10 protein-coding genes are annotated in these 13,381 nt (G+C 65.3%); 1 reads left to right on the forward strand and 9 read right to left on the reverse strand.

Annotated elements, in window-relative coordinates; all coding sequences use genetic code 11:
• Window positions 1-30: 30 nt before the first annotated feature.
• Together acnD and prpC are read right to left on the reverse strand one after the other, a co-directional pair.
• Entirely contained in the window at window positions 31-2,628 is a 2,598-nt protein-coding gene (gene acnD / locus B0G81_RS15210) for a Fe/S-dependent 2-methylisocitrate dehydratase AcnD (RefSeq protein WP_134136949.1), read from the reverse strand.
• A gap of 328 nt (window positions 2,629-2,956) precedes the next feature.
• Window positions 2,957-4,126 (reverse strand): 2-methylcitrate synthase, encoded by a 1,170-nt coding sequence (prpC, locus tag B0G81_RS15215; protein WP_106282512.1) that lies wholly within the window; start codon window positions 4,124-4,126, stop codon window positions 2,957-2,959.
• A gap of 219 nt (window positions 4,127-4,345) precedes the next feature.
• Here prpC and prpR point away from each other — a divergent pair, with 219 nt between their 5' ends.
• Window positions 4,346-6,337, forward strand: coding sequence for a propionate catabolism operon regulatory protein PrpR (gene prpR / locus B0G81_RS15220; RefSeq protein WP_134136954.1), 1,992 nt, complete (start codon window positions 4,346-4,348; stop codon window positions 6,335-6,337).
• Here the strand turns inward: prpR and B0G81_RS15225 are convergent.
• From B0G81_RS15225 to B0G81_RS15255, 7 genes are read right to left on the reverse strand one after another with little or no spacing between them, the layout of a single operon-like run.
• A complete protein-coding gene (locus B0G81_RS15225) occupies window positions 6,294-6,749 on the reverse strand; it encodes an AraC family transcriptional regulator (RefSeq protein WP_116147714.1) in 456 nt (151 codons plus the stop codon). The two genes, prpR and B0G81_RS15225, sit on opposite strands and share 44 nt — an antisense overlap.
• Window positions 6,746-7,915, reverse strand: coding sequence for an FAD-binding oxidoreductase (locus tag B0G81_RS15230; RefSeq protein ID WP_134136959.1), 1,170 nt, complete (start codon window positions 7,913-7,915; stop codon window positions 6,746-6,748). The genes B0G81_RS15225 and B0G81_RS15230 overlap by 4 nt, the downstream gene beginning before the upstream one ends.
• Entirely contained in the window at window positions 7,912-9,318 is a 1,407-nt protein-coding gene (locus tag B0G81_RS15235; protein ID WP_134136961.1) for an FAD/NAD(P)-binding oxidoreductase, read from the reverse strand. The genes B0G81_RS15230 and B0G81_RS15235 overlap by 4 nt, the downstream gene beginning before the upstream one ends.
• On the reverse strand, window positions 9,303-9,617 hold the full coding sequence (locus tag B0G81_RS15240; RefSeq protein WP_116122072.1) for a (2Fe-2S)-binding protein: 315 nt from the start codon (window positions 9,615-9,617) through the stop codon (window positions 9,303-9,305). Before B0G81_RS15240 ends, B0G81_RS15235 begins: the two co-directional genes overlap by 16 nt.
• Window positions 9,614-11,458, reverse strand: coding sequence for an ABC transporter ATP-binding protein (locus B0G81_RS15245; protein WP_134136963.1), 1,845 nt, complete (start codon window positions 11,456-11,458; stop codon window positions 9,614-9,616). The genes B0G81_RS15240 and B0G81_RS15245 overlap by 4 nt, the downstream gene beginning before the upstream one ends.
• The gene (locus B0G81_RS15250; RefSeq protein WP_106282519.1) at window positions 11,458-12,408 is read right to left on the reverse strand and encodes an ABC transporter permease; all 951 of its coding nucleotides are present in this window, start codon (window positions 12,406-12,408) and stop codon (window positions 11,458-11,460) included. Before B0G81_RS15250 ends, B0G81_RS15245 begins: the two co-directional genes overlap by 1 nt.
• A complete protein-coding gene (locus B0G81_RS15255; RefSeq protein WP_106282520.1) occupies window positions 12,405-13,358 on the reverse strand; it encodes an ABC transporter permease in 954 nt (317 codons plus the stop codon). Before B0G81_RS15255 ends, B0G81_RS15250 begins: the two co-directional genes overlap by 4 nt.
• Window positions 13,359-13,381 lie beyond the last annotated feature (23 nt).

Raw genomic sequence — 13,381 nt, forward strand, 5'->3', positions numbered from 1 at the left:
CAGGCGAAGCGATCCGAAAAACCAGCCACCTCAAGCCGCCTTCTTCGACGACTCGAGAAAGTCCTGCGCAAAGCGTTGCAGAACACCGCCGGCTTCGTAAATGGAAACCTCTTCGGCGGTGTCGAGCCGGCACGTCACCGGCACCTCGACCCGCTCGCCGTTCCTGCGATGAATCACCAGCGTGAGGTCCGCGCCCGGCTTGCGCTCGCCGACCACATCGAACGTCTCCGTGCCGTCGATTGCCAGCGTGAGCCGGTTCACACCGGGCTTGAACTCCAGCGGCAGCACACCCATGCCCACCAGATTCGTGCGGTGAATGCGCTCGAACCCTTCGGCGACGATTGCTTCCGCGCCGGCCAGACGCACGCCCTTCGCGGCCCAGTCACGCGACGAACCTTGGCCATAATCGGCACCGGCAATCACGATCAGCGGCTGCTTGCGTTCCATGTAGGTTTCGATTGCTTCCCACATGCGCGTGACCTTGCCCTCGGGCTCGATGCGCGCGAGCGACCCGGCTTTCACCTTACCGTCTTCAAGCACCATCTCGTTCTTCAGCGTCGGGTTCGCGAAGGTGGCGCGCTGCGCCGTCAGGTGATCGCCACGGTGCGTCGCGTAGGAATTGAAGTCCTCTTCCGGCAAGCCCATCTTCGCCAGATATTCGCCTGAGGCGCTATCCGCCAGAATCGCGTTGGACGGCGACAGGTGATCGGTTGTGATGTTGTCGCCGAGCACGGCGAGCGGACGCATGCCTTTCAAGGTGCGCTCACCGGCAAGCGCGCCTTCCCAATACGGCGGACGGCGAATGTACGTGCTCATCGGGCGCCAGTCGTAGAGCGGATTGGCTTTCTCGCCTGTATCGACGGAAACCGCGAACATCGGCTCATACACCTTGCGGAACTGCTCCGGCTTCACGCTCGAGGCGACGATCGCGTCGATCTCCGCATCCGACGGCCAGATGTCCTTCAGCGTGACGGCGTGGCCGTCGGCATCGATACCGAGCACGTCTTTCTCGATGTCGAAACGGATCGTGCCCGCAATCGCATACGCCACCACCAGCGGCGGCGAAGCGAGGAACGCCTGCTTCGCGTACGGATGAATACGGCCGTCGAAGTTGCGGTTGCCCGACAGCACGGCGGTCGCATACAGATCGCGCTCGAAGATCTCCTTCTGGATCGCCGGATCCAGCGCACCGGACATGCCATTGCACGATGTGCACGCATACGCGACCACGCCGAAGCCAAGTTGCTCCAGTTCCGGCAAAAGCCCGGCCTCTTCCAGGTACAGCGTGACCGCCTTCGAGCCTGGCGCGAGCGAGGTCTTCGCCCATGGCTTGCGAGTCAGTCCGCGCCGGTTCGCGTTGCGCGCGAGCAAACCCGCGGCGATCATATTGCGCGGGTTGTTGGTGTTCGTACAGCTCGTGATCGCGGCGATGATCACCGCGCCGTCGGGCATCAGTCCCGGTTCGTTCTCCACCTTGCCGCTGATGCCGCGCGCCGCCAGTTCCGACACCGGCAAACGGCGATGCGGGTTGGACGGCCCGGCCAGTGTGCGCACCACAGTCGACAGATCGAACTTCAGCACGCGTTCGTATTCGGCATTAACGAGGCTGTCTGCCCACAGGCCGGCTTCCTTCGCATAGGTCTCCACCAGTTTGACGAGTTCGTCGTCACGGCCGGTGAGCTTCAGATACTTGATGGTCTGTTCGTCGATCGAGAACATCGCGGCCGTGGCGCCGAATTCGGGCGCCATGTTGGCGATCGTCGCGCGGTCGCCAAGCGTCAGATTGGCCGTACCCGCGCCGTAGAATTCGAGGTACGCGCCGACCACTTTTTCCTTGCGCAGGAATTCGGTCAACGAGAGCACTACGTCGGTCGCCGTGATGCCTTCGGCCGGCTTGCCCGTCAATTCCACGCCGACGATATCCGGCAGGCGCAAATACGACGCGCGCCCCAGCATCACGCTTTCCGCTTCGAGCCCGCCCACGCCGATCGCGATCACGCCGAGCGCGTCGACCATCGGCGTATGCGAGTCGGTGCCGACCAGCGTATCCGGAAACGCCACGCCGTCTTTCACCTGCACCACCGGGCTCATACGCTCCAGGTTGATCTGATGCAGGATGCCGTTGCCCGGCGGAATCACGTCGACATTTCTGAACGCACGTTTGGTCCAGTTGATGAAATCGAAGCGGTCTTCGTTGCGGCGATCTTCGATCGCGCGGTTCTTCGCGAACGCGTCCGGATCGAAACCGCCGCACTCGACGGCCAGCGAATGATCCACCACGAGTTGAGTCGGCACCACCGGATTGACCAGCGCCGGATCGCCGCCTTGCGCGGCAATCGCATCGCGCAGGCCGGCGAGGTCGACGAGCGCCGTCTGGCCGAGAATGTCATGACACACCACGCGCGCCGGGAACCACGGAAAATCCAGCTCGCGCTTGCGTTCGATAATCTGCCTGAGCGACGCGGTCAACGTGACCGGATCGCAACGGCGCACGAGGTTTTCGGCCAGCACGCGCGACGTGTACGGCAGCTTGTCATAAGCGCCGGGCTGGATCGCGTCGACCGCGGCGCGCGTGTCGAAGAAATCGAGCTGGGTGCCGGGAAGGCGTTTGCGGTTTACAGTATTCATGGCGTAGGGGACAAGACAGTAATGATCCGGGGACGATGGCGGCGGCCGATCACGATCGGCGGCCCCTTTTTTATGGCGTTTCCCTGGCGGGCCAGTCAGGCAGTACGTGTAGTTTAGCGCGCGGCACCATGCCGGCCGGGTTTGCAGGCGGCCGCGCAAACGCGCCGCAAAAAACGGCCCTGGCTCGGGGTTTCAGAAAGCCAAGGCCCAACTTCATTGCGCCGCGCTCTTTAGACGCAATGGAGGAGAAACGCTTACTTGCGTGCGGTTATGCGCTCGCGCGATCGACCGCGATGAAGCCGCCAATAAAGGCGGCTTCAAAGCGACCTCAAACACGCTTCGCGAGCGGCACGAACGGCAGGTCGTCGGGTCCGGTGTAATTCGCGCTCGGGCGGATGATCTTGTTGTCGACGCGCTGCTCGATGATGTGCGCGCTCCAGCCGGCCGTGCGCGCGATCACGAAGAGCGGCGTGAACATTGCCGTGGGCACGCCCATCATGTGATACGAGACCGCGCTGAACCAGTCCAGATTCGGGAACATCTTCTTCGCCTCCCACATCACCGACTCCAGCCGCTCGGCGATATTGAACAGCTTGCTGTTGCCGGCTTCCTTCGAGAGCTTCTTCGCGATTTCCTTGATGACCTTGTTGCGCGGATCGGAGATCGTGTACACCGGGTGGCCGAAACCGATCACCACTTCCTTGTTCTCGACGCGCTTTCTGATGTCGGCTTCGGCTTCGTCCGGCGTCTGGTAGCGCGACTGGATCTCGAACGCGACTTCATTGGCGCCGCCGTGCTTCGGTCCGCGCAGCGCACCGATCGCGCCGGTAATGGCCGAATAGATGTCCGAGCCCGTGCCGGCGATCACGCGGCCGGTGAAGGTCGATGCATTGAATTCGTGTTCGGCGTACAGGTTCAGCGACACATGCATCGCGTCGACCCAAGCCTTCGACGGCTCCACGCCGTGCAGCAGATGCAGGAAGTGGCCGCCGATCGAATCGTCGTCGGTTTCCACTTCGATGCGCTTGCCATTGTGCGAGTAGTGGTACCAGTAAAGCAGCATCGAGCCGAGCGAGGCCATCAGCTTGTCGGCGATGTCGCGCGCGCCCGGCAGGTTGTGATCGTCTTTCTCCGGCAGCACGGTGCCGAGCACCGACACGCCGGTGCGCATCACGTCCATCGGATGCGCGGCGGCCGGGATCCATTCGAGCGCGGCCTTGACGTTGGCGGGCAGCCCGCGCAGCGCCTTCAGCTTCGTTTTGTACGCGGTCAGTTCGGCCTGAGTCGGCAGCTTTTCGTGCACCAGCAGATAGGCGATTTCTTCGAATTCGCAGGCGCTCGCGATATCCAGAATGTCGTAGCCGCGGTAATGCAGGTCGTTGCCGGTCTTGCCGACCGTGCAGAGCGCCGTGTTGCCCGCTGTCACGCCGGACAGGGCGACGGATTTCTTCGGCTTGAATGCGCCCGCGTTGGGCGTGCTGTTGTCTGCTTCGCTCATGAGTTTGTCTCCTGATGCATGGGGGATGCTTTTAAATGCAGCCTGAAATGCAAAGAACGGGCCAGCCGCATCGACACGCGCTAAGTGCCTGATTTCATGAGAGACATGCGATCGCATCCACCGGCATTCGATTTCACAACTGAAATGCTGATTTCAAATCAGAAACGGATGCGCGCATAATAGACGCACTTCACCCGCCTCTTCGCGAGCCGCCCTCCCTTGAGCACACCTCTTTTCGAACCCGCCCAGCGCCCCCGCATCTGGGCCGTGAGTATCAGCCGACTGCGCGATCTGTTCTTCGATATCGCCGGCGAATACGTGGAACGCGCGGACCTGCGCATCGTCTCGCATGGTTTCGAAGACGCCGTGCGCGAGATCGACGCCGCGGGCGCGGGTCGTCCGGACGTGGTGATTGCCGGCGGCTCGAACGGCGCGTATCTGAAGACGCGCGTGTCGGTGCCGGTGGTGCTGATCAGCCCGACCGGCTTCGACGTGATGCATGCGCTCGCGCGGGCGCGACGCGACGGCGCAAAGGTCGCGCTCGTCACACACGGCAATACGCCTGACGAAGTGCGCCGCTTCGTCGCCGCCTACGCGCTCGACGTCACGTTCGCCTCGTATCAATCGGCGCAGGACGCGGAGAGCGTCGTGCTCGATCTGCGCGATCGCGGCATCGACGCGGTGGTCGGTCCTGGCATGGTCACCGATCTCGCGGCGAATGCCGGCATGGGCGCGGTGTTTCTGTATTCGCGCGCGTCGGTGCGCGCGGCCTTCGACACCGCGCTCGAAGTCGCGCAAGCCACGCGGCGCGAAACGGTCCGGCGTCAACGGCTCGACAATCTGCTGCAGCATCTGCGCGACGGCGTCGTCGCGCTCGACGCGCAAGGCCGCGTCGAAGCGATGAACCAGCGCCTTGCCGCCGTGCTCGGCCTCGACGCGGCGAAGGCCGTGGGCCGCGTGCTGCTCGAACTCGCGCCCGATCTCGCGGGCAGCCTGCCGGACGCCGACGGCGACACCTTGTGCACGGTGCGTGGCGTGAGCTATGTCGTGCATCGCGGGCCGCTGGCGAGCAGCGGCGCGGCGGCGGGCACGGTGCTGACGTTTCAGGAATCGCGCGCGGTCGAACGGCTCGACCGGACCTTGCGCTCGCGCCAACGCGTGCAGCAGTTCAGCGCGCGTTACCGGCTCGACGATATCGTCGGCGCGTCCGAATCGATCGAACGCGTGCGCGCGCTCGTGAGACGCTACGCGCGCTCGGACGCCACTGCGTTGATTCTCGGCGAAAGCGGCACGGGCAAGGAGATGGTCGCGCAAAGCATGCATCAGTTGAGCGCGCGGCGCGACTTCGCCTTCGTCGCGATCAATTGCGGCGCGTTTCCGGAGGCGCTGCTGGAGAGCGAACTGTTCGGCTATGAGGAAGGCGCGTTCACCGGCGCGCGCAAGGGCGGCAAGGCGGGGCTGATCGAAGTGGCGCACCGCGGCACGCTGTTTCTCGATGAAATCGGCGAAATGCCGCTGTCGCTGCAAAGCCGGCTTCTGCGCGTCCTGCAAGAGCGTGAAGTGGTGCGGCTCGGATCGACTGAGCCGACGCGGGTGGATATTCGCGTGGTCGCGGCAACGCATCGCGCGTTGACCGAGGGCATCGAAGCGGGCAGCTTTCGCGCGGACCTGTACTACCGGCTCAACATTTTGAGCATCGCGCTGCCGCCGCTGCGCGAGCGGCCGACCGACCTGCTGCCGCTCGCCGTCGAACTGCTGCTGCAAGCCGCCGCGCGCGAACCGAGGCTCGCGGCGCGCCTGCCGGACGCGCCCGCCGCCGGGCGCCTGCTTGCCGCGCTCGCCGAGCCGCTCAAGCGCTACGCGTGGCCGGGCAACGTGCGTGAATTGCAGAACGTGATCGAACGGATCGCGGTCGAACTCGCCGATGCGAATGCCGAAGCCGATGCAGATGCGGACGCGGGCGCGATGTCCGAACACACCGCCGAACCGGTTCTCACCCGCGACATGCTGCGCACGGTCGCGCCTGAAATAATCGAGCCGCACGCGCGCACAAAAAAAGCCGCGCTGACCCTGCGCGAACGCAGCCGTCACGTGGAAGCCGACGAAATCCGCGCCGCGCTCGCCGCGCACGACGGCGATCGCGACGCGGTCTGCGAGGCGCTCGGCATCAGCAAGACGACGTTATGGCGGAAGCTGAGCGCGACGCAGTAGGCGTGCCGTTCAAGCTATTCAAGCCGCTAGCGCCACTCAAACCGCCAGCGCCATTCGCTGCGCTCGCCCCACCGTGCCGCGCCGCATTGGCCGCGGCCCGCGCGATGAACATGCTGGGCGTCATGCCGCAGCATCGCTTGAAATGGCGGCCGAAGTGGCTTTGGTCGAAGAAACCGACCTCCGTCGCCACCACCGATCCCGGCACGCCTTCGAGCAGCAGCGTCTGCGCGCGCTGGATCCGCAGCCCGCACAAATAGCGGTACGGCGATGAGCCGTATTGCTGCCGGAACACCGTGGCGAAACGCGACACGCTGAGCGCGGACAGCGCGGCGAGTTGGGCGAGCGTCACCGGTTCGTCGAAATGCGCTTCGATGAAAGCGCGGGCCGCATTGAGGCTGATGGACTGTTTCATGACGTCACGATGGTCGAGCGGGCCGCCGGTTGTTTCGTGAAACGCTGGATGGAAAACGCGTCGAGAGGAATCGCCGTGCTGCCCGTATCGACGAGTTCCGCCAGCGTTTCGCCGACGCCCGGGCCGATCTGAAACCCCGACCCACTGAAGCCGAACGCGTAGAACAATCCGTCGACCTGACCGCTCGGACCGATCACCGGCTCGCTGTCGGGCAGATAGCTTTCCACGCCGCTCCACACGCGAATCACATGCAGCGGCGCCAACGCGGGCACGAGCCGGCGCATTTGCGCGAGTTGCCGCACGGTGTTGATCGGCAACACGGAAGCGCGGCTCGTCACGGCGTCGGCGGGACCGGCAGGACCGCCGCCGACGATGATGTTGCCGCGCGGAATCTGACGAAAATAAATGCTCTCCTCCTTGATCGACGTGAACACGCCCATCGACGACTTGAACACGTACGGCACCGGCTCCGTCACGCACATTTGCGGTCCGCGCGCGGTGAGCGGCGCGGATTCGCCGAACTGTTCGGTCAGCCGGCACGCCCACGCGCCGGCGCAGATCACGAGTTGCGCCGCCCAATACACGTCGCCGCGCGCGCTTTCCACGCGAAACCGGCTACCGTCTTTTTCGACGCGCACGATCTCCGTGTCCTCGATCACCCGCGCGCCCAGCCGGGCCGCCGCGCGGCCGAACGCGGGCGCGGCGAGGCGCGGATTGGCGTGGCCGTCGAGCGGAGAGATCGAAGCCGCCAGCACCTCGCGGCCGAGAAACGGAAAGCGCCTGAACAGCGCTTCGCCGTGCAGCACTTCGAGTTCGAGACCGTAGGCGCGGGCGTCGATCGCGTACTGGTCGAAATTCTCCACGTCCTTCTGGTGGTAGCACACACGCGTATGACCCGACGGCAGAAACTCGATGTCCTCGCCGAGCAGTTCCGTGGAACGTTGCCAGGTACGCAGCGCGCGGTTCGCCATCGCCAGTTGCGACAACGCACGGCCCTGACGGCGAACGCCGCCGAAGTTCACGCCGCTCGCCTGCTGACCGGTGAGTCCGCGTTCGAGCAGAATCACCGAACGGTTGCGCCGGCGCAGGAAGAACGCTGTCGTCGTTCCCACGATGCCGCCGCCAATCACGATCACATCGGCTTCGTTCGCGGTCGTCGCGCTCATTCGATCACCTCGTCGCTCACCGCTTCGGTCACTGCCTCGCTCACCGCTTCGGTCAATGCCACCGGCAGCGGTTTGACCGGCGCCTGGCCGCGCAGCCGTCCCACTGAAGACAGCGGCACGCACGCCGCAGCCGCAATGATTTCCGCGCCCGCGTGGCCGCAATAGCGCCCCTGGCAACGACCCATGCCGACGCGCGAAAACGCCTTCGCACGATTGGCCTCTTTAGCGCCGGTCGCGCGCACCACGCGACGCAACTCGCCTGCCGTGATCGTTTCGCAACGGCAGACAATCGTTTCGTCCGGCAGCGACGCGGCGAATTTCGCCGGCCACGGAAACGCTTCACGCAAGCCCGCGGCAAAACGCGTAAAGCGCGCGAGTTCGGCGCGCAAGTGCTCCACGCCGTCGACCGGCAGGCCGTGATCCTGCAAGGCGGCCAGCGCCGCGAGACGGCCCGAGCGTTCCGCTGCGTCCGCGCCGCGCACACGCGCGCCGTCGCCTGCCAGATAGACGCCTTTGATGCTGCTGCGGCCATCGGAGTCGATTTGCGGCAGCCACTGCTGAGCGGTCTCGTCGAACAGAAAGCGACAGCCGGCAAGGTCCGCGAGTTGGGTCTCGGGCCGCAGGTGATAACCGAGCGCGACGGCGTCGCACTTGAATTCGAGGCGCTTGCCACCGGGCAATGTCACCTCGACCGCGCTCACGCCGTCTTGCGCCGAGCCTTTGATTTCGAGCGGCACTACGCCGCGATGAACCGGCACGCGCGCGTCAGCCAGCACGCGCGTCAACGCAATGCCTTTTCTGAGCGCGGCGGGAATCGCCAGCAAACGCGGCAATGCGGCCACGCGCTGCATGAACGTCGAAGTGTCGAGCACCGCGGCAACCTGCGCGCCCGCTTTCACGTACTGCGCGGCCACGAGGTACAACAGCGGACCGCTGCCCATCATCACGATGCGCGAGCCGATCACGCAGCCTTGCGACTTCAACGCGACCTGCGCGCCGCCGAGGCTATAAGTGCCGGCCTGATGCCAGCCCTTGACCGGCATCAGCCGATCCGTCGCACCGCTGCAAACGATCAGCGCGTCGAACGCGAGCTCGTGATACCGCGTGCCGCTCACCAGATGCACCGTGTTCGGCGAAATGTTCCAGACCAGCGTTTCCGGCAAATAGTCGATCCTGCTTTTCAACGCATCGAAGCTCTGATGCAGCGACGTGGCACGCTCGGCCTCGGTGCCGTAGAGCGTCTCGTAGCTACGCGAAAACCCTTCCGGCTGACGCCGATAAATCTGCCCGCCGTCACGCCGCCCTTCATCGATCACCACGGGCCGCAGTCCCGCTTCGACGAGCGCCTGCGCGGCGCGCACACCCGCCGGGCCGGCGCCGACGATAACTACGCGCGGGGCCATACACCCTCCCCGGCTTCCGCCAGCTTGGTGACGATCGACATGCCAGGCAGTGCCGGCGTGCTGCACGCGCGCACGCGCTCGCCTTGCGCGGTCCACACCCAGCAGTCCTGGCAAGCACCCATCAGACAGAAACCGGCGCGCCGGCCGTCGCCGAATTCGGAGTCGCGCAACGTACGCGTGCCGGTGAGCAGCGCGACCATCAGCGTGTCGCCTTCGGCGGCCTCGCGCACGACGCCGTCCACCGTGATCGGAAAGGTCTTGCGGCCCGTTTCCGCGACGCGTACAAATCGTCCGCTCATGCCGCGGTCGCCTCCACGGTCTGCAGGCGGTTCAATTCGGCGGCCGGATGGTGGCACAGAATCTCCGCGCCCGAAGGCAGCTTCTTCAACGAAGGCGGCGTTACGTTGCATTTGCCGTCGATACGCACCGGACAGCGCGCGCGGAACGAGCACAACTCGGCAATGTCGGCGCTCTCGCCCATCGCCGGCAAGGCGGTCGCGACAATGTCGCGGCGCGCGTCGAGCCAGCCGGGTTTCAAGGCCGGCACCGAATCGACCAGCAAACCCGTGTACGGGTGATACGGCGGCGCCGCCAGCACGTCGCGCTGCCCTGCTTCCACGCGATGCCCCGCGTACAGCACGATCACTTCGTCGCAGATCGCGCGCACCGTCGAGATATCGTGGCTGATGAACATGTACGACACGCCCAGTTCGCGCCGCAATTCGGCGAGCAGATCGAGAATCGCCGCGCCGACCACCGTGTCGAGCGCGGAGGTCACTTCGTCGCACAGAATCAAGGCAGGATTGGCGGCGAGCGCGCGTGCCAGATTCACGCGCTGCTTCTGGCCCCCGGAGAGTCCGGCCGGCGTACGCTTGGCGATCGAAGCCGGCAGCTTCACCAGATCGAGTAACTCCAGCATGCGTTTTCTTGCGGCCGAGCCGCGCAGATGGTGATAGAACGCAAGCGGCCGCCCCAGAATATCGGCAATCGAATGGCTCGGATTGAGCGCTGTATCCGCGTTCTGGAACACGATCTGGATCTGCCGATACTGCTCCGGCGTACGGCGGGAGATTTGCGCGTGCAACGGCTCGCCGTTGAACAGCACCTCGCCGCGCCCCCGGTCGACCAGGCCCGCCACCACGCGCGCGAGCGTGGTCTTGCCGGAGCCGGATTCACCGATCACGCCGAGCGTGCTGCCGCGTGGAATCGACAGACTGACGTCGTCGAGCACGCGCACGGCAGGCACGCCTTGCCGGTCGATCCGTCCATAGCCCGCCGACAGCCCGCGAATCTCCAATAGCGGCGGCACGTGTTTGCCGAGATTTGGCGGCAACGTCAGCACGGCTTCCGGACGCCGCGTCGCGGCCAGCAATTGACGCGTGTACGCATCCACGGGCGCGTCGAGCACTTGCGCGACCGCGCCGTTCTCCTTCACCGCGCCGCCGTTCAACACGACGATGCGGTCGGCCATCTGCGCGACCACCGCCAGATCGTGCGACACGTACACGGCCGTGGTGCCGAGTTCGCGAATCACCTTCTTGAAGGCCGCAAGTACTTCGATCTGGGTGGTGACGTCGAGCGCGGTGGTCGGCTCGTCGAACACGACGACGGCCGGATCGGTGATCAAAGCCATCGCGGCCATCAAGCGCTGCAACTGACCGCCGGATACCTGATGCGGATAGCGCGCGCCGATCGCTTCCGGCGCGGGCAGCGCGAGCGAGCGGAATAGTCCGATCGCTTTGGCGCGTGCGGCATCTTTCGTCATCAGGTGATGCAGCAGCGCCGGCTCGATGACCTGATCCATGATCGTGCGCGCCGGATTGAAGCCCGCCGACGCGCTCTGCGCGACGTACGCGACGGTGCGCGCGCGCAACGCGCGGCGTCCCTTCGCATCGAGCGACAACACTTCGAGCTCGCCGATGCGCACCGACCCGCCGCTGATCTCGCAGCCCGCGCGCGCATACCCGAGCAGCGACAGCGCGATGGTGGTCTTGCCCGAACCGGACTCGCCGATCAGCGCGAGCACCTCGCCCTTCTTCACCGAGAAATCGACGCCCTTGACGATCTCCGTCACCGGCCCCGGTGCGGCACCCGCGACGACTCTCAGGCCCTTTACTTCGATCATGTCCCGCTCAGCCATCACGCACCTCCCTGCTTGCGGTTGCGACGCCGCAAGTTGTCGATCAGCAGATTCATGCCGATGGTCAGCGTCGCGATCGCGACAGCGGGCATCAGCACGGCGGGCGCGCCTTCCGACAAGCCGCCGATGTTCTCGCGCACGAGCGAACCCCAATCGGCGTTCGGCGGTTGCACGCCGAGGCCGAGAAAGCTCAACCCGCTCAGCAGCAGCACGATGAACACGAAACGCAGGCCGAAATCGGCGAGCATCGGATGAATCATGTTGGGCAGCACCTCGACCCGCGCGATATAGAAGATGCCTTCGCCGCGCGCGCGGGCCACCTGCACGTATTCGAGGCTCATCACGTTCACCGCGAGCGAGCGCGAAATGCGGAACGCGCCGGGAATGTAGGCGGCCGCAGCGACCGTCGTCAGCATCGGAATGGACGATCCGAACGCGGCGATCACCACGAGCGCGAGCACCTTGCTCGGAATCGAAATCAGCGCGTCGAACAGGCGGCTCAGAACTTCATCGACCACGCGGCCCGAGACCGCCGCGAGCAGGCCAAAGAACGTGCCGATCACGCTGGCGAGCACGGCAGCCGCGAGCGCGAGGCCGACGGTATAGCGCGCGCCGTAGAGAATCCGGCTCAGCATGTCGCGGCCGAGATAGTCGGTGCCAAGCGGGTACGCCGCGCTATAACGGCCGAAAATTTCCGTCGAGGTCAACGCACCACCTTTGTACGGCGCGACCAGCGGTCCGATGAACGCGACCAGCAGCCAGAACGCGACCATCAAGAGACCGATCAGGCCGAGCACCGAGAAGCGGTGCACGAGGCGTTTGAACACGCCGTGTTTCAACGGCGCGACTTCGACAGGCGCGGGCTCGACGACCACTTCGTCGCGGCGCACGTCGTACAGCTCGGTGCCGGCGTGAGGAACATGGTGGGGATTGGTAGGTTGGCTCATCATCGACGCAGCCTCGGGTTGGATACGATTTGACACAGGTCGGCGATCAGCACGAGCGCGAGATACGCCGCGCAGAACACCATGACGCAACCTTGCACGAGCGGCATGTCGCGGTTGGTGACCGCGTCGACCATCAGGCTCGCAAGACCCGGATAGTTGAAGATCGATTCGACGATCACCACGCCGCCGAACAGATACGACAGACTCAGCGCCACGGCGTTGGCAATCGGCCCGACGGTGTTCGGCAACACATGCCGCCAGACCACGCGCACCGGCGAGGCGCCCTTGAGCAGGGCCATTTCCACATACGACGAATTGAGCTGGTCGAGCACCGCGGCGCGCGTCATGCGCGCCATCTGCGCGACGAGCACGCAGCACAGCGTCATTACCGGCATCGCGTAGATGCGCAGCAGCGCGCCGAACGAATGCACTTCCGACAGATACGACAGCGCCGGCAGCCAGCGCAGCTTGACGGCGAAGATCAGCACGGCGATCGTCGCGATCAGGAATTCCGGCACGGCGACCGTGGAGAGCGTCAACACATTCAGCGTGCGGTCGAGCAGCGAGCCGCGGAACATCGCCGACGAAATGCCGATCAACAGCGCCACCGGCACGGACACCACCGCCGTCAGTCCGGCGAGCACCAGCGAGTTCGGCAGGCGCGTCGCGATCAGTTGACTGACGGGCAGATTGTTCGACAACGACGTGCCGAAGTTGCCGCTCACCACGTGAAGGAGCCACACGAAGTAGCGTTGCAGCGCGGGCTGGTCGAGGCCGAACTGATGCCGCAGAGCGGCGACGGCTTCGGGGGTTGCCGCCTGGCCGAGCGCCTGCTGGGCCGCGTCGCCGGGCAGCAGCCCGGTGATCGCGAACACGACGGCGGACACCAGCAGCAGCGTGAGCAGCGCGAGGCCGAGGCGCGCGGCGATGAGACGTTGCGCATGTGCTTTCATCGAGAATCGCCTCCATTGCAGTT

The sequence above is a fragment of the Paraburkholderia sp. BL6665CI2N2 genome (assembly GCF_004366535.1).
GTDB lineage: Bacteria > Pseudomonadota > Gammaproteobacteria > Burkholderiales > Burkholderiaceae > Paraburkholderia.